General features: G+C 67.9%; 16 protein-coding genes and 1 pseudogene. 10 read left to right on the forward strand and 7 right to left on the reverse strand.

Going from position 1 to position 20662, the window contains the following annotated elements; translation table 11 throughout:
• Positions 1 to 69 precede the first annotated feature (69 nt).
• Together CFB45_RS30110 and fnr are read left to right on the forward strand one after the other, a co-directional pair.
• Positions 70 to 537, forward strand: coding sequence for a universal stress protein (locus CFB45_RS30110; protein ID WP_089428677.1), 468 nt, complete (start codon positions 70 to 72; stop codon positions 535 to 537).
• Between the two features lie 103 nt (positions 538 to 640).
• Positions 641 to 1387, forward strand: coding sequence for a fumarate/nitrate reduction transcriptional regulator Fnr (fnr, locus tag CFB45_RS30115; protein ID WP_089428678.1), 747 nt, complete (start codon positions 641 to 643; stop codon positions 1385 to 1387).
• 53 nt (positions 1388 to 1440) lie between these two features.
• On the opposite strand, the gene CFB45_RS30120 is transcribed toward fnr, so the two are convergent.
• A complete protein-coding gene (locus CFB45_RS30120; protein ID WP_089428679.1) occupies positions 1441 to 2334 on the reverse strand; it encodes a LysR family transcriptional regulator ArgP in 894 nt (297 codons plus the stop codon).
• A 110-nt stretch (positions 2335 to 2444) separates the two neighbouring features.
• On the opposite strand from CFB45_RS30120, the gene CFB45_RS30125 reads away from it, so the two are divergent.
• Positions 2445 to 3065 carry a LysE/ArgO family amino acid transporter gene (locus CFB45_RS30125; RefSeq protein ID WP_089428680.1) on the forward strand — a complete coding sequence of 207 codons (621 nt, stop codon included), beginning with the start codon at positions 2445 to 2447 and terminating at the stop codon, positions 3063 to 3065.
• A 385-nt stretch (positions 3066 to 3450) separates the two neighbouring features.
• Positions 3451 to 4398, forward strand: coding sequence for an aldo/keto reductase (locus tag CFB45_RS30130; RefSeq protein ID WP_089428681.1), 948 nt, complete (start codon positions 3451 to 3453; stop codon positions 4396 to 4398).
• A gap of 340 nt (positions 4399 to 4738) precedes the next feature.
• Here the strand turns inward: CFB45_RS30130 and CFB45_RS30135 are convergent, their stop codons facing one another.
• Positions 4739 to 5731 carry a helix-turn-helix domain-containing protein gene (locus CFB45_RS30135; protein ID WP_089428682.1) on the reverse strand — a complete coding sequence of 331 codons (993 nt, stop codon included), beginning with the start codon at positions 5729 to 5731 and terminating at the stop codon, positions 4739 to 4741.
• Positions 5732 to 5909: 178 nt separating this feature from the next.
• Here CFB45_RS30135 and CFB45_RS30140 point away from each other — a divergent pair, with 178 nt between their 5' ends.
• The 5 genes from CFB45_RS30140 to CFB45_RS30160 all read left to right on the forward strand — a co-directional run bounded on the left by CFB45_RS30140 (position 5910) and on the right by CFB45_RS30160 (position 10856).
• A complete protein-coding gene (locus CFB45_RS30140; protein ID WP_089428683.1) occupies positions 5910 to 6443 on the forward strand; it encodes a 2,4'-dihydroxyacetophenone dioxygenase family protein in 534 nt (177 codons plus the stop codon).
• Between the two features lie 18 nt (positions 6444 to 6461).
• Positions 6462 to 7766, forward strand: coding sequence for an MFS transporter (locus tag CFB45_RS30145; RefSeq protein WP_089428684.1), 1305 nt, complete (start codon positions 6462 to 6464; stop codon positions 7764 to 7766).
• A 1-nt stretch (position 7767) separates the two neighbouring features.
• The gene (locus CFB45_RS30150; RefSeq protein ID WP_089428685.1) at positions 7768 to 8889 is read left to right on the forward strand and encodes a 2,3-butanediol dehydrogenase; all 1122 of its coding nucleotides are present in this window, start codon (positions 7768 to 7770) and stop codon (positions 8887 to 8889) included.
• The gene (locus CFB45_RS30155) at positions 8867 to 9589 is read left to right on the forward strand and encodes an SDR family NAD(P)-dependent oxidoreductase (protein ID WP_089428686.1); all 723 of its coding nucleotides are present in this window, start codon (positions 8867 to 8869) and stop codon (positions 9587 to 9589) included. Before CFB45_RS30150 ends, CFB45_RS30155 begins: the two co-directional genes overlap by 23 nt.
• A gap of 175 nt (positions 9590 to 9764) precedes the next feature.
• Positions 9765 to 10856 carry a porin gene (locus tag CFB45_RS30160; RefSeq protein WP_089428687.1) on the forward strand — a complete coding sequence of 364 codons (1092 nt, stop codon included), beginning with the start codon at positions 9765 to 9767 and terminating at the stop codon, positions 10854 to 10856.
• A 153-nt stretch (positions 10857 to 11009) separates the two neighbouring features.
• On the opposite strand, the gene CFB45_RS30165 is transcribed toward CFB45_RS30160, so the two are convergent.
• The gene (locus tag CFB45_RS30165) at positions 11010 to 11984 is read right to left on the reverse strand and encodes a helix-turn-helix domain-containing protein (protein ID WP_256978423.1); all 975 of its coding nucleotides are present in this window, start codon (positions 11982 to 11984) and stop codon (positions 11010 to 11012) included.
• 421 nt (positions 11985 to 12405) lie between these two features.
• On the opposite strand from CFB45_RS30165, the gene CFB45_RS30170 reads away from it, so the two are divergent.
• Entirely contained in the window at positions 12406 to 13293 is an 888-nt protein-coding gene (locus tag CFB45_RS30170; protein WP_089428688.1) for a SphA family protein, read from the forward strand.
• Between the two features lie 67 nt (positions 13294 to 13360).
• On the opposite strand, the gene CFB45_RS30175 is transcribed toward CFB45_RS30170, so the two are convergent.
• From CFB45_RS30175 to CFB45_RS30190, 4 genes and pseudogenes are all read right to left on the reverse strand, one after another.
• Positions 13361 to 14974 (reverse strand): GMC family oxidoreductase, encoded by a 1614-nt coding sequence (locus CFB45_RS30175; RefSeq protein WP_089428689.1) that lies wholly within the window; start codon positions 14972 to 14974, stop codon positions 13361 to 13363.
• A gap of 77 nt (positions 14975 to 15051) precedes the next feature.
• Entirely contained in the window at positions 15052 to 16506 is a 1455-nt protein-coding gene (locus CFB45_RS30180; protein ID WP_089428690.1) for an aldehyde dehydrogenase family protein, read from the reverse strand.
• Between the two features lie 130 nt (positions 16507 to 16636).
• Positions 16637 to 19498, reverse strand: a pseudogene (locus tag CFB45_RS30185) (TOMM system kinase/cyclase fusion protein); the annotation flags it as partial.
• The gene (locus CFB45_RS30190; RefSeq protein ID WP_089428691.1) at positions 19495 to 20496 is read right to left on the reverse strand and encodes an FHA domain-containing protein; all 1002 of its coding nucleotides are present in this window, start codon (positions 20494 to 20496) and stop codon (positions 19495 to 19497) included. The pseudogene CFB45_RS30185 and the gene CFB45_RS30190, both read right to left, overlap by 4 nt.
• Positions 20497 to 20662 lie beyond the last annotated feature (166 nt).

Genomic DNA, 20662 nt, shown 5'->3' on the forward strand with positions numbered 1-20662 from the left:
GCATTGCGCATTGCCCAGCCCGATCGGCCATCCGGCCGACTTCGTTTCAACCCGCCACTCGGAGACACTATGTACAAGCGTATTCTGGTTGCCGTCGACGGCAGCGACACGTCCCGCCATGCGTTCGATGCCGCGCTGGCGCTCGCGAAATCGCACGGCGCCGAGCTGCAACCGTTCTACGTCGTCGAGAACGCCGCGATCTACTACAACGTGCCCGGCTACGATCCGTCCGTGCTGCGCGATCAGCTCGTCGCGCAGGGCAACGCACTCGCGAAGGATTTCACCGCGCTCATGCAGGCAGCGGACGTAAAAGGCGAGACGAAGCTGGGCGAAGCGACGTCGCTCAACGACGTGTCGTCGCTGATCCTCGACGGCGCGAAAGCTTTCGATGCCGATCTGCTCGTACTCGGCACGCACGGCCGCCGCGGGTTCCGCCGTCTCGTGCTCGGCAGCATCGCCGAGCAGTGCGTGCGCCACGCGACGCTGCCCGTGCTGCTGATTCCGGCGGCCGCCAACGTCGACGAAACGGTTGCGTAAGCCGCGTTCGGCATGCGCGGGCAGTCGCGACGTTTTGTCACCCGACAGCGGCAAGTTGCGGTGGGACAATGATTCCGTCGATTCAACGCCGGAGTAAACGATCATGCTGACGCCCGTCGCCACACGTCCCGCCGCCACGCCTCATGCCGGTAGCTGGGCTCCTCGCCAGGCCGCGCACTGCTCGTCGTGCGCCATGCGGCACCTGTGCATGCCGCAGGGCCTGGCGCCCGAAGCGCTCAGTCGCCTCGAGTCGGTCATCTGCGCGGCGCGCCCCGTCAAGCGCGGCGAAGCGCTGTTCCGCGAAGGCGACGCATTCGACAACCTGTTCGCGGTGCGCTCGGGCTCGTTGAAAACCGTCGCGACGCGCCACGACGGCCGCGAGCAGGTCACCGGCCTGCATCTCGCCGGCGAAGCGCTCGGCCTCGACGGCATCTGCGACGACACGCATCCGCGCACCGCGGTCGCGCTGGAAGACAGCTCGGTCTGCGTGATTCCGTACAGCGCGCTCAAGACGCTCTGCTCGGAAGCCGGTTCGATGCAGTTGCGCATGCACAAGCTGATGAGCGAACAGATCGTGCGCGAAACGTCGCAAACGATGCTGCTCGGTTCGCTGAATGCCGAAGAGCGCGTCGCCGCGTTCCTGCTCGACGTCTCGTCGCGCTACCTGAAGCGCGGGTACTCGCCGTCGGAATTCAACCTGCGGATGACGCGCGAAGACATCGGCAGCTACCTCGGCATGACGCTCGAAACGGTCAGCCGCACACTGTCGAAATTCCAGAAGCGCGGCCTGATCGAAATGCAGGGCCGCCACGTCCAGATCGTCGATTTCGACGGCCTGCATCACGTCTGATGTGATGCCGCACGGCGCGCACCTCGCGCGCGCCGCCTGCGTCACGCGATCGGTCAATCGAGAAACAGCGCGGCGCGCGCCTTCAGCGCCGCGCTGAAATCGTCGAGCCAGCCGATCGACAAACGCCAGCTCTGCCAGTAAAGGTCGATGTCGATCGTTCGCCCGCGCGACATGTCGACCAGTTCACCCGCCGCCAGTTGGCGGTCGACCATCCGGTCCGGACACATCCCCCATCCCAATCCCGTTTCGCACGCACGCAGGTAGCCCGCGACGTGCGGTATCCAGTGCTGCGGCGGATCGAGATCCGCGCGCGTCACGCGCCGGATGAAACGCGCCTGCAGCCCGTCCTTCGGATTGAACATCACGCACGGCGCGCGGCGCAGCGCATCGCGCGTGATGCCCGCGTCGAAGTAGCGCGCGTAAAACGCCGGCGAGCACACCGCGCGATAGCGGATGCGCCCGAGCCGCTCCGACCGGCACCCCTGGATCGGCTCGGCCTGCGCGGTCACCGCGCCCTGCACGCTGCCGTCGCGAATGCGCGACGCGGTGTAATCCTGGTCGTCGATCACGAGGTCGAGCAACGTCTCGCGCTCCGTGCAGAACGGCCCGACCGCGTCGATGAACCACGTCGCGACGCTGTCGTCGTTGACGGCCACGCGCAACGTCGGCCACGTGCTCGCGATCTGGCCCGGCAATGCGGGCATCCGGCCGCCCAGCTCGGCCTCGAGCAGTTGCACGCGCTCGGTATGGCGGCACAGCAGCGCACCCGACGTCGTCGCGACGCATGGCTGCCCGCGCTTGACGAGCACGCTGCCGACCCGCTCCTCCAGCAGTTTCACGCGCTGCGACACGGCCGACGCCGTGACGTTCAGCTCCTTGGCCGCCCGCTCGAACGAGCCGTGCCGGATCACGGCCGCGAGGGCATCGAGCAACGCGTAGTCGAGCATTAGATTTCCTTAATCAGCATTAGGTGATTTAGCTTCTCTTATTTTCAGGCTGACCGCAGACTAGCGCTACCCGATTCATCCGTCTACTGCTTCCACTGTTGTCACCCACCATGAACTGGCTCGCTTTTTCTCACGGCGCCGTACTCTGCGGCTCGCTCATCGTCACCATCGGCGCACAGAACGCATTCGTGCTGCGGCAGGGCATCATGCGCTCGCACGTCGGCAAGATCGTGCTGCTGTGCGCGCTGTCCGACATGATCCTGATCGGCGCGGGCGTCGGCGGCGCATCGGTGCTCGTCGAACGCTATCCGACCTTCGTCCACGCGGTGCTGTACCTCGGCCTCGCGTATCTCGCGTGGTTCGGCATCAACGCGCTGCGCCGCGCGTTCAAGCCGGGCCACGAAACGCTCGACGTGCGCGGCGACGCGGTCGCGCCGCCGCCGCAGAGCGGCCTCGCGATCGTGCTGATGACGCTCGCGTTCACGTGGCTCAACCCGCACGTGTATCTCGACACGTTCCTGCTGATCGGCACGGCCGGCGCACGCGAGCCGGAAGGCGCGCGGCTCGCGTTCGCGATCGGCGCAATGTCGGTCAGCGTCGTGTGGTTCCTCGGGCTCGGCTACGGTGCGCGGCTGCTGGCGCCGTGGTTCCGCAAGGCCATGGCGTGGCGCGTACTGGATGGCGCAATCGGCAGCATGGTGCTGTTTCTCGCGGCGGTGCAGTTGCGCTGACCGGCTCACCGTCGCACGGGCGGCCGCTTGCCGCCCGTCGTCCCGCCCGCTTCGGCGCAATGCCGGAGCATCCACGTTCCCGCCCTCCCGCCTGCTTCCGCCCACGCGCCGTGCCGCGTCAAGTCGCGCCAGCCGCGACAAAAATCGGTTCCTGATCGAACGCAGCCACACGAAGTACCCACGCAACGGACGGAGCGTCCGTCATCCGCGTCAGGCCGTCCGCCATCGCGACGGTGCGCCGCCTGCACGATTCGGAGCGATCGGCGAGAATGTCCGGCGTCCCGCGACAACGGCGTGACCGCACCACGTACCCCGTCGTCTCGCCGTGATCGTCTCGGCCCATCCCGCAGTTCCATTCCGTCACCCGCAGATATCGGAGCAGAACATGGCACTACGCACCCTCGGCACATCGAACATCCAGGTTTCGCCGCTCGCGTTCGGCGGCAACGTCTTCGGCTGGACCGTCGACGAGAACACGTCGTTTGCGCTGCTCGACGCGCTCGCCGACACCGGCATCAACTTCATTGACACGGCCGACGTCTACTCGGCCTGGGTCCCCGGCAACCACGGCGGCGAATCGGAAACGATCATCGGCAAGTGGCTCAAGCGCTCCGGCAAGCGCGAGCAGGTCGTGATCGCGACCAAGGTCGGCCTGCTGGGCGCGCGCGCGGGGTTGTCGAAAGACAACATCCTGAAGGCGGTAGACGACTCGCTGCGTCGCCTGCAGACCGACTACATCGACCTGTATTTCTCGCATCGCGACCTTGCCGATACGGCCCCGCTCGAAGAAACGCTCGGCGCCTATCAAACGCTGATCGACGCGGGCAAGGTGCGGATCATCGGCGCATCGAACTACAGCGGCGCACGGCTGCGCGAAGCGGCCGCGATCAGCAAGCGCGACGGCCTGCCCGCCTACCAGGTCATCCAGCCCGAATACAACCTGCTCGACCGCGCCGACTACGAACGCGATCTCGAACCGGTCGTGCGCGACCTGAAGCTCGGTGTCGTCAACTACTACGCGCTCGCGAGCGGCTTCCTGTCGGGCAAGTACCGCAGCGAGGCCGACCTGAAGAAGAGCGTGCGCGGCGATCGCGTCGCCGGGTATCTCAATGAACGCGGGCTGCGCATCCTCGCGGCACTCGACGCGGTGGCGGCAAAGCACGGCACGCAGCCGGCCGCCATCGCGCTCGCCTGGCAGATCGCGCGGCCGACGATCACCGCGCCGATCGCCAGCGCGACATCGCTGGCGCAGCTGGCATCGCTCGGCGAAGCGATCCGCGTTCAGCTCGATCAGGACGACATTCGCCGGATCGACGAAGCCAGCGCGGCCTGACGTCAGCTGTAGCAGGCCTGTCGATCGGATCGCGCAGTCCGCGCGGTTCCGCGACCGGCCGGTGTCATGTGCGCGCGCTTGTCACGGCATTCGCGGGGGCGGGTCATTCGTGAGTGGCGGGTGAGTACAATGGCGCGCGTCCGGGCGGCCCGCCGCACAATCTGCGATGCGTCGGTGGTGCCGCGCATCGTGTCCGGCAATACGAACGCTCCGACGATCATGATGTCGGAACGCTGCGCCGAATTCATGCTCGCGGAGTAACGCAACGCGGCGCGCGGGCGTTTTCGTTCACGACAATAAAAAGACGGCGCGTGAGACACGCGCCGCCGCTCCCTCTGCATCACCTGCCGGAATCAGCCCCGTCCGCCCGCGCCGCCTCGCGCAGCGCCATCGGCGACGCGCCATAGCGCTCGCGAATCGCACGGCTGAAATGAGCCTGGCTCGAAAAGCCCCAGCGGAACGCGATTTCGCCGACGCTCGTCTTGCGCAGCCGCGCATCGGTCAGCTCGCGATACGCATGCGACAACCGTTCCGACCAGATGTGCTGCGTGATCGACTCGCCTTCGGCTGCGAAGAGCCGGCTCAGATGCCGCAGCGACAGCCCGACCGCGTCGGCGACGGCCTGCGGCCCGAGTTCCGGATCGCCGAGATGCGTCGCGACGTACTGCTTCGCGGTCAGCAGATACGACAGCGACGCACGTGAGGCACCCGCACCGTTCACCTCCGCATCGATGAGTTCCGCGACCAGCGTGCGCGTGTGTTCGGCGAACTGCGCGGCGTCACGCTCGACCGGATCCTTCATGAAGCGCTCGACGCTCGCGCGCAACGTCGCGCCGAGCATCGCGCCCGCGCCCGGTTTCGGCGCGATCCGCAGCGGCAGCGCCGCCAGTTCCGCATCGAGCCGGTCGTCGAACGTCGTGATCGGGATATCGATCAGCAGCTGCCGCATCGGCGTCAGGAATCCGAACAGATAGGGCACGCGCGTGTCGTAGACGACGACATCGCCGGCGTCCGCGAGCAGGCAACGGTCTCGCTGGATGAAATACGCGCGCCCGCTCAGGATCTGGCACGCAAACAGCGACTCCTTCGGCAACTGGCGCACCAGCGCGGGGCTGCGCTCGATCACGTGATCCTGGCCGCTGATGTCCGCGATGCCGAGGCCCGGCAACGCGATATCGGTCTTCTCGACCTCGAGCCCGGCCGGCGACAGCGACGAACAGCGCAGCCCGACCAGCGTCGCCGCATTGAACGCATCCCAGTACGCCATCCTGTCGCGCGCCGGCACGTCGGCCGTCGAGCCTCGCGTGCGGGAAAAAACGGTCGATTTCGTCACGTCGCCTCCTGCGGGCGCCTGTCGTGCGGAGCGGCACGGATTGGGGGATGGTTCGTCTGGATTCTGGTGCGATGCAATGTCCGGCGCGGTCAAGCAATTCGTCCAGCCCAGTCAAGAGCGGCGCGCACCGGCTGGCTACAGTCGAGCCCACGACAACTGATACCTAAGGAGACAAACCGTGGTCGACAAAGCCGTAGCCGAATTCTGGCAAAACATCCCGCCGATTGCCAATCCGTTCAAGCCCGATGCGCTGCCCGAAGCGTACATCGCGAACGCGGCCACCGACGACGAGCGCTATTACGTTCCGTTCACCGAAACGGTTTCGTCGCGGCCGCTGTGGATCTCGCCGTCGCAGAACAAATGGTGCGACATCCTGATGGCGAAGGAAGCCGGGCTCGTGAACCGGCACTATCACCCGCACGAGGTGTTCGCTTACACGCTGTCGGGAAAGTGGGGTTATCTGGAGCACGAATGGACCGCGACGCGCGGCGACTTCGTGTACGAGACGCCAGGCGAAGGCCACACGCTCGTCGCGTTCGATCACCCGGAGCCGATGCGCGCGTTCTTCATCGTGAAGGGGCCGCTGATCTGGCTCGACGAAGCAGGCAATCCAGACGGCTACTTCGACGTGCATTCGTACATCGCGATGTGCAAGGCGCATTACGAGAAGGTCGGCCTCGGCGCGCAAGCGATCGACAAGCTGTTCCGCTGACGCGCGGCGAGGCTCACCATGACATCCCCTTCCGCCTCCCGATCCGCGTGGACGTATGAGAACAGGTTGCTGCTGATCCTGTTCATGACGTTCGGCTTCGTGTTCTTCGACCGCCTCGCGCTGTCGTTCCTGTTCCCGTTCATGTCGGCCGAGCTGCACCTGACGAACACGCAGCTCGGCATGGTGTCGTCCGCGCTCGCGCTTACGTGGGCATTGTCCGGCGCCGCGACGGGCGCGTGGTCCGACGCGCGCGGCACGCGCAAGCCGCTGCTGATCGCGGCCGTGCTCGGCTTTTCCGCGTGCTCGGCGCTGTCGGGGCTCGTCGGCGGCTTCGCGAGCCTGATCGCGTTCCGCGCGCTGATGGGCATCGCCGAAGGCCCCGTGCTGCCGCTGTCGCAATCGCTGATGGTCGAAAGCTCGACGCCGAGCCGCCGCGGGCTGAACATGGGCCTGCTGCAAGGCTCCGCCGCCGGCCTGCTCGGCGCGATGATCGGCCCGCCGGTGGTCATCGGCATCGCGACCACGTACGGCTGGCGCGAGGCGTTCTACGTGTCGTGCCTTCCCGGCTTCCTGATCGCGTTCTGCATCTGGCGCTGGGTGCGCGAAGCGCCGCCCGGCGGCGTGCGGCACGCGCGGGCCGAACCCGGCGGCGCACCGGCCGCGAGCGGCGCGGCAATCAACCGATGGGCGCTGCTGAAGGAGCGCAACATCCTGCTCTGCGTGCTGATCAGCGGCTTCTTTCTCACGTGGTTCGTCGTGATCATCTCGTTCGCTCCGGTGTTCCTCGTGGAAAGCCGCCATCTGTCGCCGTCCGACATGGGCGTCGTGATGACCTGCCTCGGCGCCGCGTGGGTGTTCTGGGGCTTCGCGGTGCCGGCGATCTCCGACCGGATCGGCCGCAAGCCGACGATGATCGCGTTTGCGCTGATCGCGGCCGTGTGCCCGGTCGTGATGATCCATGCCGGCTCGCTGTGGGCGCTCGGCGCGCTCGTGTTCGCCACGTACACGGGCCTCGGCTGCTTCACGCTGTTCATGGCGACGATCCCGGCCGAAACGGTGCCGCCGCGCGCGATCGCCAGCGCGCTCGGCCTGATCATGGGCGCCGGTGAGTTGATCGGCGGCTTCGTTGCACCGACCGTTGCCGGCTTCGCGGCGGACAAGTACGGCCTGCAGTTCGCGATGTGGACGTCGGCTGCCGGCGCGATCCTCGCGTGCGTGCTGTCGTTCGGCCTCGTCGAGACCGCGCCCGCCGTGCTGCGCAAGCGCGCACTCGCCGGCTCGGCCGCGAACCATCTCGATCCACAAAACCTCGGAGGCCACTGACATGCGGGCACTTCAATGGCATGGCCCGCGCGACGTCCGTCTCGTGGAAATCGACACGCCGCGCGTCGGCCCCGGTGACGTGCGCATCGCGATCGCGTACTGCGGGATCTGCGGCAGCGACCTGCACGAATATGCGGACGGCCCGCACGCGATTCCGGTCGACACGCCGCATCCGCTGTCGCACCGCACCGCGCCGCTGACGCTCGGCCACGAGTTCTGCGGCACCGTCGTCGAGGTCGGCGACGACGTGACGGCGCTGCGCGCGGGTGATCGCGTCGCGGTCGAGCCCGAGTATCGCTGCAGCCAGTGCGCGTATTGCCGCGCGGGGTCGTACAACCTGTGCGTGTCGATGGGCTTCGCCGGGTTGATGGGCGACGGCGGCATGGCCGACTTCGCGGTCGTGCCGGCGTACATGCTGCATCGCCTGCCTGACGGCGTGAGTCTCGAGCAGGCCGCGGTGATGGAGCCGGCGGCCGTCGCGCTGCACGCGTTGCGGCGTGGCGAACTGCGGCTCGGCGAAACCTGTGCGGTGTTCGGCCTCGGCCCGATCGGCCTGCTGCTGATCATGCTCGCGAAACTGCAGGGGGCGACCACGATCGTGGCCGTCGACGTCTCGCCCGAACGGCTCGCGGCGGCCGCGCGCTTCGGCGCGACGCATACGTTCGACGCACGCGCACTCGGTGCATCCGCGCTGCAGGACGCGATCCACGCGGCCACGGGCGGGCTCGGCGTCGATGCGAGTTTCGAAGCGGCCGGACTGCCGGCCACGTTCGAATCGGCGATGCAGGCACTGCGCAAGGGCGGCCGCGTCGTGATGGTCGGCCTGATGCCGCATGCCGGCTTCGACGCGTTTCGCGCGGTCAACGACGAGCTGACCTTCACGGCAAGCGTCGGCTACCGGCATGCGTACGAAGACCTGCTGCGCATCGTCGCGTCGGGCGCGCTCGACCTCACGTCGATCGTCACGCGCATCGTGTCGCTCGAAGACGCCGTCGCCGACGGCTTCGACGCGCTGCTCGCCGACCGCGCGCAAATCAAGATCCTCGTTTCACCCGCGCAACGGCCCGCCCGTCGCGCGCACACCATCGGGAGCGTCGAGCATGAGTCGTCAGTGGGCGTTTGAGGGGCAGTCCGTCGTCGTGACGGGCGGCACGTCGGGCATCGGTGCGCGCACGGCGATGCGATTCGCGGAAGCCGGCGCGTCGGTCGTCGCGCTCGGGCTCAATGCGGCCGGCCCGCATGCGCCCGTGCATGCGGGCGTTCGCTGCGTGGAACTCGACGTGACCGACAGCGATGCGCTGACGCGCACGATCGCGGCGCTGCCGCGGCTCGACGTGCTCGTCAACGGCGTCGGCATCAGCCGGCACGCGGACGAATACCGGATGGACCAGTTCGAGCTCGTGCTGAACGTGAACCTGACGTCGGTGATGCGTGCCTCCGACGCCGCGCGGCCGGCGCTGTCGGCACACGGCGGCAGCATCGTCAATATCGCGTCGATGTACACGTACTTCGGCAGCAAGGACCGGCCCGCGTACAGCGCGAGCAAGGGAGGCATCGCGCAGCTCACGCGCTCGCTCGCGCAGGCGTGGGCCGATCGCGGCATTCGCGTGAATGCGGTCGCGCCCGGCTGGATCGATACGCCGCTCAGCAGCGGCCTGATGGCCGACATGCAGGCGTCGCGGCGCATCCTCGAGCGCACGCCGCTCGGGCGCTGGGGCACGGCCGACGAAGTCGCGGACGCGATCCTGTTCCTGTGCTCGCCCAGCGCGTCGTTCGTGACCGGCGCGGTCGTGCCGGTCGATGGCGGGTATTCGACGGTCTAGCGCGCTGCTGAGCGGGCATCGGCACGCCCGCGATTGCTGCCGATGCCCGTCCCACATCGATTTCCTTCGGTTGTCACTGAGCCGGGATTCATCCGGTTCAGCTTTGCTCATATCAATCAGTAGTCCAATAAAAAATATCCGACTCGATCGGAAACATGTGAGGAGCACATTGGAGATGACGAAAAAGACCCTTCTGGCGCTCGCGGCATGCACCATTCCCGCCGTGTCGTTCGCGCAGAGCAGCGTGGCGATGTTCGGGCTGATGGATGCCGGCATCAGCTACGTCAGCAATCAAGGCGGCCACGGCGCCGCGAAGTTCGACGACAACATCTTCTTCCCGAACCTGCTCGGTTTCGAAGGCAAGGAGGATCTCGGCGCGGGCACGCGCGCGATCTTCCGGCTCGTCAACCAGTATTCGCTCGGCAACGGCTCGATCATCGGCGGCGGGCTGTTCGCGCGCACCGCCTATGTCGGGCTGCAGAACGACCGGTACGGCACGCTGACGCTCGGCAACCAGTACGAGTTCATGGTCGACGCGCTGGCCGCGAGCAGCAACGAGATCGCGCAGGATCTCGTCGGCCTGTACGGCTTTCGCAACGGGCCGTTCGACAAGCTCGCGTTGCCGAACAACCCGACCGGCGCATTCGACTGGGATCGCGTCGCGGGCAGCAATCGTGTCGCGAATTCGGTCAAGTACACGAGCCCGTCGCTGTCGGGCCTGACCGTCGGCGCGCTGTACGGCTTCGGGAACGTCGCGGGGTCGGTCGGCGCGAACAACACGGTCAGCGTCGGCGCGAGCTACGACAACGGCCCGTTCGGCGCGGGCGCGGCCTATACGAACCAGAAGTACGGCACGACGAACGGGCTACCGCCGACCAGCGTGCGCAACTGGGGCGCGGGCGTGCACTACACGCTCGGCACGGTCACCGGGAAAGCGCTCTTCACGACCGTACGCAACGCGCAGAACGGCGCGGGTGCGTGGTCGGCGGAAGCCGGCGCCGCATGGCGGCCGTCGCCGGCATGGGTGATCGGCGCGAGCTACACGTACATGAAAGGCAACGACACGCTCGACAACGCGCACGCGCACCAGCTCCTGGCCGCCGTCCAGTACTGGCTGTCGAAACGCACGATGGTGTACGTGGCGGGCGTGCACCAGCGCGCGAACCACGGCAGCAACGCGCAGATCAACGGCGTGATGGATGCGAACGGCGCGTCGGGCGGCGCGCTGCAGTCGATCGCGCGGATCGGGTTCAGCACGCGGTTCTAGGCCGCAGCCTCGGCGGATTCTGGCGACGCCCCTGTGTCCGGATCGCCTGACGACGCAGGCGCGGTGCCGGCCCGCGCTGCCGCGTTCGTCGTCACACGCTGCCGGCCATCCTCCGATCGAGTCGGTTCGAATCGCAACGAATGCACGCCGCGACTAACCCGACGATCCCGCACCGCCCTCGTCCTGCATCGCCGCATCCCGACACTGCGACGGCGTGACGCCGAAGCGCCGGCGAAACAGGCGCGCAAAATACGCCGGATCGGAAAACCCCGACTGCAGCGCGAGGCGCGTAATGCTCGCCCCGTCGGCACCGGTCTGCGACAGCACTTCATGGCACTTCTCGAGCCGCAGGCGCTGGATCATCGCCTGCGGCCGCTCGCCGATCGATTCGAACGCCTGGTAAAGCGTGCGGCGGCACACTTTCAATGCGGCGGCAATACGATCGGGCGACAGTTCGCCGTCGTCCAGATGCCGATGGATGTATTGCTGCGCGTCGCGCAGCAACGTCTCGCGGATCTTGCGCCGCGAAGCGGGCGCCGTGCCGTCCGCGAAATCGATGGTCTCGGCGAGCAACGTCGCCACCAGTTCCAGCACGCCGAAGCGGCTGCGCGGATTCATGCGCCGGCCCTCGGCGATCATCGCCTGCAGGCTCGCGAGCGCCACGGCCGCGCCGCCCGTCGTCGGCATCGCGCGGCCGATCGCGTGCCGGGCCAACGCCAGCAGCGCGTCGTGGTCGGCCACTTCGCACAGCATCGTGACGAATTCGCCGTGTGCGTCGTTTTGAATCCAGTATGGGCTGCTCGCCTCGTACAGCGTGAAATGCCCGGGCGGCACGATCACTTCGCTGGCACCCTGCTCGAGCCTCGCCACGCCGCTCAGTTGCCAGATCACCTTGACGTAGCGGTGCTTCAGCGTCTTGCAGGCGTCGCGACCGATGGAGGCGCTGTGCGCGCTGGCCGCAATGCGCGCCACGCGGCAGCGCGCATGATCGAACACGTCGACGCTCGCATCGAATTCGCCGGACGCGCCGGCGTTCAGCTCCAGCGGAAAGAACCGATGCCGGATCTGCTCCGACCAGCACGACACGCCGCCCGCCTGCAGCGGCGGATGCGCTTCCGAATCGATCATGACGTCGCCTCCAGAAAAATCCGGCTTTCAAGTACATCCGTTGCGTGGCCGCCTGCGTGCGCATGCAGCGGGCGCGACGATCGACTCGCCCGACTTCCGGTCATGTGCGACGACACGCGCCCGGCCAGCACCGATGAGAGGGGATCGGCTCGTAGCGTACGGCGCATCGATGCGAAAGAACATTCGCACAACTCCCATGCGTGGCCGGAACGCTACCTGACGCTGTAAAGATTTCCCCTAGATGCACCGCACTCCTGACGGCTCTGCACGCAAACACATGCGAGCGAAAAACTGGCGCGGCACCCTGCTGACGGGCGGAAAGACGGCTTCCGGCCGGGCTTCACGTGCGTGGCCCATGCCGTCACGCAAGCCGCCCGAAGACAAACGGCGGCCGCTCGCGCGCCGCAGGAGGAGACAACCGATGAAACGACGATCCCTTTCCGTGATGCTGTCCGCGCTCGTCGTCGCGCACGGCGCTCACGCAACCGAAGGCGGCGGCTCCGTCTACCCGACCGGGGCGGAAGGCTACCTGTGCTGCGCACTGCCGCCGCCGGGGCTCTATGCGCTGATCTACGCGGAGCGCTACCACGCCGGCGAACTGCGCGACAACGACGGCCGCAACGTCGCGCCGCCGGACTTCAGCATCACTGCCTATTCGGTGACGCCACGGATCGTGTGGGTCACACCCTACACATTTGCCGGCGCGTCGCTGGCCATGCATGCGCTGCTTCCGCTCGTCACGCTCGACGTGCACGCGGGCGGGCAATCACAGCGGCGAACCGGTGTCGGCGACATGACGTTCGGGCCGGCGCTCGGCTGGCACGTCACGCCGACGCTCCACACGCTGCTCGCCGTCGATTTCTTCGCGCCAACGGGCCGGTACGACAAAAGCGACCTGGCCAACATCGGCCGACACGTCTGGGCGATCCAGCCGATCGCGGGGATCTCGTACGGCGGCCGTACCGGGCCGGTGTTCGATGCAAAGCTGATGTGGACCTTCAACCAGCTCAACCACGCGACGGACTACCGGTCCGGCCAGGAATTCATCGTCGACTATTCGGCGGGCTGGGGTTTCGGCAACGGGCTGACGGTCGGCGCGGGCGGCTATGTCTACCGGCAGATGACGGACGACTCACAGCCCGGGCAAACCATCGCCGGCAATCGCGGCCGTGCGTTCGCGATCGGCCCGTCGATCAAGTACGACAGCGGGAAGGGCTGGTTCGTGACCGCCAAATACCAGATGGAAACCGATGTGCGAAACCGCCCGGAAGGCGCGGCGTTCTGGCTCAAGGCCGTGTTTCCGCTCTGATTCGAACGAAACGGCGTCGGCATCGCCCGACGCGAAGTCAGCGCAGGTCAGCCCTGCGCCGCCTCTTTCACCGACCGAGCAGCAGATCAGCGCCGCGTTCGCCGATCATGATTGCCGGCGCGTTGGTGTTGCCGCTCGGCACCTGCGGGCAGATCGAGCAATCGATCACGCGCAGATTGGCGAAGCCGTGCACGCGCAGCGTCTTCTGGTCGACCACCGACGTCCGCGGGTCCGTACCCATCCTGCAGGTGCCGGCCGGGTGATAGACGGTCTTGATGTCCTGCCGCACGAACGCCTCGATTGCTGGCAGGTCGTCCGCATCGATCCGAGCCGGCGCGACGATTTCCTTCACGTGCGCCTGCAGCGCCTTCGCCGACAGGATCCTGAGCCCGGCCTGAACCGCCCGGATCTGGCCGTCGAGGTCGGCCGGGTCGCTCAGGAAGTTCGCATCGATCCTCGGAAGATCCGACGGATCCTTGCTGCGCAACGCCACCCGCCCGCGCGATTTCGGTTGCAGATGGCCGACCTTGACCGACATGCCGTGCTCGCTCGCCGGGGGCTTCTCTCCCGGCGTATTGTCGAAGTTGTCGAGCAGCGGCAGGAAATGGAACTGTACGTCCGGCCGCCCGGTGCCCTGCGTGTCGATGAATGCGCCGCCTTCGAGGATGTTGCTGGTCAGCAGCCCGCTCCTGAAGCACTTCCATTGCAGGAAATGGCGCATCGCCCGGAGCCCGGTGTTCTCGCCGTAGAGGCTCGCCGGCGTGCGAATCGACGCCTGCACCGACATATGTAGATGATCGTGGAAATTCCGGCCGACCGGCAATACGGCAACCGTATCGATCCCGAGCGCGGCAAGATGCTCCGCCGGCCCGATGCCGGACAGCATCAGCACCTTCGGACTCCCGATCGCTCCCGCACTCACGACGACCTCGTTGCGCACGCGCACCGACACGGGCGCGTGGCCGCCTTCGCTGAATTCGACCGCGACCGCACGCGCCGCATCGGTCCGGATCCGGTGCACGAGCGCGCCGGTCACCACCTTCAGCTTCACGTCGTCGCGCACCGACGCCAGATAGGTCTGCGCGGTGCTTGCGCGTTCGCCGTTGCGCGTCGTCGTCTGGTAATAGCCGATGCCCTGCTGCACTTCGCCGTTGAAATCGTTGACGTAGCGCAGCCCCATCTCCTGCCCGGCCCGGATGAACGCAGCCGTCAACGGATGGCGATAACGGTTCTCGCTGACGGGCAGCGGACCCGTCTGGCCGTGATACGCAGGCCCGAGGCTTTCGTTCGCTTCCGCCTTCATGAAATACGGCAGCACGTCGTCGTAGCGCCAGTCCGTGCATCCCCACTGCGTCGCCCAGTCGTCGTAATCGTCGCGCTGCCCGCGGATGTAGATCATCCCGTTGACCGAACTGCCGCCGCCCAGCACCTTGCCCTGCGCGATGATCATGCTGCGGCCGTTCGCGTTCGGCTGCGGTTCGGTCATGTACGGCCACGATTTCTTCTGGAACACCTGCATCACGCCGCCCGGAATCCGGTGAAACGGATTGTCGTCGCGCGTGCCGGCTTCCAGCAGCAGCACCGAACCGGCGTTCTGCTGGATCAGCCGCGCGGCCACGACGCAACCGGCGGAACCCGCGCCGATGACGACGTAATCGAAGGTCAGGTCTTGAGTAGTCATGTGTCTGTCGAATGGGATAGGCGGGCAAGCAATGCCCGCGATCTTGTTGTTGTGTCTCCGAGCCGGCACGTGCGCGGCTACATCGCGATCGTGACGACCTTCTCCTCCAGGTACGCATCGAGCCCACTCTGCGACAGGTCGCGCCCGACGCCGCTCTCCTTGAAGCCGCCCCACGGCAGCCGTGCGTCGAGCGGGCTCCACGCGTTCACCGCGACCGCGCCGACCCGCAGACGGGCGGCAGTACGGTGCGCGGTCGCGAGATCGCGGGTCCACAGCGTGGCGGACAACGCGTAGACGGTGTCGTTCGCCAGCGCGACGGCCTCGTCTTCCGTATCGAACGGCATGATCGTGCCGACCGGCCCGAACACTTCGTCGCGCGCGATGCGCATCGCCGGATCGACATTCGCGAACACCGTCGGCCGCACGAAGAAGCCTTGCGACGGCACCGGCTCGTCGCCCGCGACCATCGTCGCGCCGTCGTGAAGCGCCACGGCGATATGCGTCTTCACGCGGTCGGCATGGCGGGCGCTGATCAGTGCACCCATCTGCGTCGCCGGGTCGAACGGCGTGCCGACCCTGATCGACCGCGCCGCATGCGCGAGCGCGCCGACGACGTCGTCGTAGTGACGGCGCTGCACCAGCACGCGCGTGCCGGCCGCGCACGTCTGCCCCTGGTTGACGAACAGCCCCATCGCGACGCCGGCGATCGCCTGCTCGAGATTCGCGTCGTCGAAGATGATCTGCGGCGCCTTGCCGCCGAGTTCCAGCGTCAGCCGCTTGAACTGTGCGCCGGCTTCGCGCGCGATCGTGCGGCCGACCTCGGTGCTACCGGTAAAGCTGACCTTGTCGACGCCCGGGTGATTGACCAGCGCGGCGCCGACCGACGCGCCGATGCCGTGCACGAGATTCACGACACCCGGCGGAAAGCCTGCCTGCGCCGCCAGGTCCGCCAGCGCCCCGACCGCGAGCGGCGCGTCCTCCGACGGCTTGATCACGACCGTGCAGCCGGCCGCGAGCGCGGGCGCCAGTTTCCAGCACGCGATCATCAGCGGCGCATTCCACGGCACGATCAGGCCGGCGACGCCGACTGCTTCGCGCACCGTGTAGTTGACGGTCGGGCGTCCCATGAAGCCGCCGGTCGGAATCTGGCGGCCTTCAAGCTTGTCCGCCCATCCGGCGAAGTAGCGCAGTGTGTCGATCGACATCGGCAGGTCCATCATGCGCACTTCCATCGCGGGGCGGCCCTGTTCACGCGCCAGCAACTCGACGAAGCGTTCCGCGTCATGCTCGAGCAGGTCGGCCAGCCGGTTCAGCAGCTTCGCTCGCGCCGCGCCGGGCAACCGGCGCCAGTGTCCGCCGTCGAATTCCGCGCGGGCCGCACGCACGGCCCGGTCGACGTCGACGCCGGTGCCGGCCGCCACGCGCGCAAGCAGGTGCCCGGTGCACGGTTCGAATTTCTCGAACCACTCGCCCTGCGCGGCGTCACACGCGTCGCCCGCGATCCGGTGTTGAAGGGTGTACTCGGCTGTCATGGGGTTGTCTCCAGATTGTCGAAGCCGATCCGGCGCTGAAAGCCGGATCGGCCTATCTGGCCCACTGTAGGACGCGGGTGGCGGCACCGCTGGGACATCCGTGCATCGAATGCAGGATTCAGATGCACATGCGCGTGGCGTGTTCGTCGGCGCCGAACGCGGGTGCGTCCGCGCCGCGATCGGCTTGCGCGGCCAGTGCGCGGTTGACTCGCGCATGGTTGGCGCACCGCACGGCCGGCGGCATCGACGCGTACGCCGCGTCGCGAATCAACGCATGGCGGAACGAATAGAACACGCGATCGCGCCGATGTTGCGCATACATGATCCGCTCTTCGAGCAGCAGCTGCAGGTGCGCGTCGAGCGTGACGCGATCATGCGGCGATGCCGCGGCCAGCAGTTGCGCATCCACCGCGAGCCCGATCGTCGCGGCAAGCTGCGCGGTGCCGCGCGCGTCGTCGATCCGGTCGAACGCGCGACCGAGCATTCCGCCGAGACTGAGCGGAAGCGGACACGGGTCCATCGTCCACAGCCCCGTGAGCGAGCCGTCCGCGCCGCACATCGTCAGCTCGCGCGCAACGGCCTCGATGAACAGCGGAATGCCCGCCGTACGATGGACGAGCGGGTCGAGCCAGGCCGGATCGAGCACGCCCTGGCCCAGGTGCGCCGACATCAGGCGCCGCGCGTCGTCGCGCGGCAGGCGGCGCAGCACCAGGCGCTCGGTCACGCCACGCCAGCGCGCGAGCCTGGCGGGTCGCGACGTGAGCACGATGCAAAGCGCCGCCGCGCGCGGCGAGCGCTGCAGGTACGCCAGAAAATCCTCGGTCGAGCGGTCGATCCACTGGACATCCTCGACGACGAGCAACACCGGCGCGCCATTGCCGAGCGACACGATCAATTGCTCGAGCACATCGAACAGCGCGTCCTGTTCGCGCGCGCCCGGCCACCTCGCCGCCTTCGCATCGCAGGGCAGCCCCAGCCAGGTCGCAAGCGCGACACGGGCCGCCGCACGATCGCATTCGAGCGCCGCCAGCATCGCGTCCATCGCCGCGTGCGTGATGTCGGCCGGACTGTCGGCGTCGAGTTGCCAATGCGCGCCGATGAACCGCAGGATCGGAAACAGCGCATGATTCTCCCGCTCCGGCTGGCATCCGCAATGCGCGAACGCGTGGCCCTGTGCCCGCACGATCTCGCACAGCCCGTGCACGAGGCGCGACTTGCCGATTCCCGCGTCGCCGACGACGAGCCGCGGCGGCACACCGTGCATTGCGCGACGATGACGTGCAAGCGTCTCCTGCCACGCGCGCAGCAGGGCATCGAGTTCGCGCGTACGGCCGATCATCGGCGTCCGCATGCCGCCGTCGAGCGAATCGAACGGCGTATCGGCCCGACGCTCGCCGAGCAGTTCATGCACCGGCTGCGGCGCGAGGCCCGCCCGCGCCAGCCGCAACCCGGTCGGCCGGAAGTCGGCATGCCGTTCGAGCGCGAGCCGCGCGTCGTCGCTGATCAGGATCTGCCCGGGCCCGGCCAGCCGCAACAACCGCGACGCGGCGGCCGGCGTCGACCCGCCCGCCCACTGCGCCGCATGCGCGAGAACCTGCCCGACGTGAATCGCAGCGGCCACTTCGACGTGCCAGCCGTCGCCGCCGGCGGCATCGCGGGAGTCGGCCGGTACCGGCAACCGCGCGCGCCCGGCCACCCGCACCATGTCCAGTGCCGCACGTGCCGCGCGGCGCGCGGGCCGATCGATATCGCCTTGCAGACCGAAATGGAACAGCAGCGTGTCGCCGAGCCGCTCGTCGACCTGCGCGCCATAGCCGACGGCGATATCCGCGCACTTCGTCAGCCACTGCGCCTCGTAGCGGTCGAGCAGGGCGTCGTGATCGGTTCCCGCATGGCGTTGCCGGCCGTCTCCGGCGATCGTCACGCAACAGCACAGCGTGGTGACCTGCCGGTATTCGCCCGCCGTTGCGGCCGCGTCGCTGTGCGGCGCGAACGGCTGCGGCCGTGTGCGGCGGCTTGCGCGGCCGGCATCGAACGGGCCGATGAGCGCGGCGAAATTGAGCGCACGAAACTGCGCCGCGAGTTCGTCGGCCGAGGCGGCACGCTGCGCCGGATGCTTGCTCAACGCATGCCGCAGCACCGAGCCGAGCGGATGCGACGCGATCGACGGCGGAAGCGCGACATCCACCGGACTGAGTTGCTGATAAAGAATGTCGGCGACGCTGGCACCCTGCATCACGACTTCGCCCGTCAGGCATTCGATCACGACCAGGCCCCACGCATACAGGTCGCTTCCGGGCGTCGGCGGTTCGTTGCGCAGTTGCTCGGGCGCGCAGTACGACGGCGAGCCGAGCACCTCGGCCGCGAGCGTCGCGGCCTGGGGCGCGATCTCGGTCGCGTCGGGCAACAGCGCGCCGATCCCGAAATCGAGGAGCTTCGCGTGCGGCCCGTCGTCGGCCATCGCGAGCACGATGTTTTGCGGCTTCAGATCCCGGTGCACGATGCCGCGGCGATGTGCAGCCGCGAGCGCATCGAGCACCTCCGCCATCAGCCGTCCGGTGTCGACGGCAGACAGCGGCCCCTCCGTCGCGAGCCGGTCGTGCAGGGTCTGGCCCTGCACGCGCTCGAATACGGCGAACAGCCGCCCGTCGGGCGCTTCCCCCCGGTCCAGCAGCGCCACGATGTTCGGGTGCCGCAGCGCTTCGCACAGGCTCGTCTCGCGCCGGAAGCGCATGCGCTGGCGCGCGCGCTCGGCTTCGTTCCATGCGACATCGTCCCGCATCAGCTTGATCGCGACGTCTTGCCCCGTCTCGCCGCAAGTCGCGCGAAACACCACGCCGCTGCCGCCTTCGCCGAGCAATGCACCGAGCCGGTAATGCCGCTTGCCGGTCAACGCCGCGAAAGGCGCGGCGGGCCGCTGCGATTCATGCGCGTGCGGCACGACGCGAGCGCGTGTCGCCGTCGGCAACCCGGGCTGTCGTTCCGCGTTCACGAGCAATGGACGACCGGGTCCGGCGCCGGACGATGCATGCCGATGCGCGTCTCGACGCCCGGCACCGACTGGCATTCGAGGCGCTCGCCGCGCATGACGCGGAACGGGAAATCGCCGAAGCGGACGCTGCCGCGCCGCCGCTCGACCAGCTGACTCGCGTCCAGCCCCGGCAGCGCCGCGAACTGGCTCCGGGCGCGATGAATCTGCACGTTGAGATGGGACGTATCGATACCGAGCATGCGCGCCAGCCGGTCGAGTTCGATCCAGCCTTGCGTGGCGGCGTCGTAGCCGGCCTGCATGTCGGCCGACCGTGCGCGGGCGAGCGTGACGAGGCTGTAGTGATGCGCGCGCTCGCCGAGATCGACCACGCCGCCGCGAACATGCAGCAGCGCACGCGCATGCTCTTCGTCCCGGCTGACGAAGAATTCGAGCAATCGGGCCGGCACGGCCGGATCGGCCGGCGCGCGCAGCGTCATCGTCGAGCCGTGGCGCACGAGCGCCACGCGCCACGTGACGTCGCCCGTCGACACTTCATCGCCGTCATGGAGCGCGCGCGGCGGCAACGTGTCGTCGCACAGCCAATCGCCGGCCGGCGACCGGACGATCGTGACCGGCTGCGCGGCGTGGGCAGCCAGGATCTGGCGCGGCGTGAGCACGATCGGGTGCACGGCGCCCCGTACCGGCCATAGCGTATCGGCCGGATCGTCGAGCGACTCGACGCGCCAGGGCGCGACACCCGCCCTGCCGAACCGGATCACGTCGCCTCGCTGCAGCACCGCGTGCTCGCCGTCGCGCAACGGCACGCCCGATACCGACGTGCCGTTGCTGCTGTGATCGTGGAGCTCCCATCGCCCGCCGACCCAGCGGATATGGGCGTGGACCCGGGACACCGACGCGTCGCGGATGACCGTATCGCAGCGCGCGGCGTCGCGGCCGAACACGTGATACGCGCGGAGCAGGCACGCTTGCCCGGAAGAATCGTTCTTGAGTATCGCCATGGCTGCCCCGTATCGGATTCGCCCGGATCGCTCGAGTGACGCGTCGACGCCCGGGATAGCGATTGATTCAGTGATCGCGAACGGTGTCGACCGTTCGCCGCCTCGTTACCAGTTTCTTCGTCAACTTCCCTTCGGATCGTTGCTCATCCGGTGTGTGTTATTTCGA

This window comes from Burkholderia sp. HI2500, from assembly GCF_002223055.1.
In the GTDB taxonomy this organism is placed as follows: domain Bacteria; phylum Pseudomonadota; class Gammaproteobacteria; order Burkholderiales; family Burkholderiaceae; genus Burkholderia.

Coding starts and splice junctions, on each gene's coding strand:
- CFB45_RS30125 (WP_089428680.1), top strand. CDS start 2,445: ATGAACTGGCTCGCTTTTTCTCACGGCGCCGTACTCTGCGGCTCGCTC.
- CFB45_RS30160 (WP_089428687.1), top strand. CDS start 9,765: ATGACGAAAAAGACCCTTCTGGCGCTCGCGGCATGCACCATTCCCGCC.
- CFB45_RS30150 (WP_089428685.1), top strand. CDS start 7,768: ATGCGGGCACTTCAATGGCATGGCCCGCGCGACGTCCGTCTCGTGGAA.
- CFB45_RS30145 (WP_089428684.1), top strand. CDS start 6,462: ATGACATCCCCTTCCGCCTCCCGATCCGCGTGGACGTATGAGAACAGG.
- CFB45_RS30120 (WP_089428679.1), bottom strand. CDS start 2,334: ATGCTCGACTACGCGTTGCTCGATGCCCTCGCGGCCGTGATCCGGCAC.
- CFB45_RS30180 (WP_089428690.1), bottom strand. CDS start 16,506: ATGACAGCCGAGTACACCCTTCAACACCGGATCGCGGGCGACGCGTGT.
- CFB45_RS30155 (WP_089428686.1), top strand. CDS start 8,867: ATGAGTCGTCAGTGGGCGTTTGAGGGGCAGTCCGTCGTCGTGACGGGC.
- fnr (WP_089428678.1), top strand. CDS start 641: ATGCTGACGCCCGTCGCCACACGTCCCGCCGCCACGCCTCATGCCGGT.
- CFB45_RS30190 (WP_089428691.1), bottom strand. CDS start 20,496: ATGGCGATACTCAAGAACGATTCTTCCGGGCAAGCGTGCCTGCTCCGC.
- CFB45_RS30110 (WP_089428677.1), top strand. CDS start 70: ATGTACAAGCGTATTCTGGTTGCCGTCGACGGCAGCGACACGTCCCGC.
- CFB45_RS30175 (WP_089428689.1), bottom strand. CDS start 14,974: ATGACTACTCAAGACCTGACCTTCGATTACGTCGTCATCGGCGCGGGT.
- CFB45_RS30170 (WP_089428688.1), top strand. CDS start 12,406: ATGAAACGACGATCCCTTTCCGTGATGCTGTCCGCGCTCGTCGTCGCG.
- CFB45_RS30165 (WP_256978423.1), bottom strand. CDS start 11,984: ATGATCGATTCGGAAGCGCATCCGCCGCTGCAGGCGGGCGGCGTGTCG.
- CFB45_RS30130 (WP_089428681.1), top strand. CDS start 3,451: ATGGCACTACGCACCCTCGGCACATCGAACATCCAGGTTTCGCCGCTC.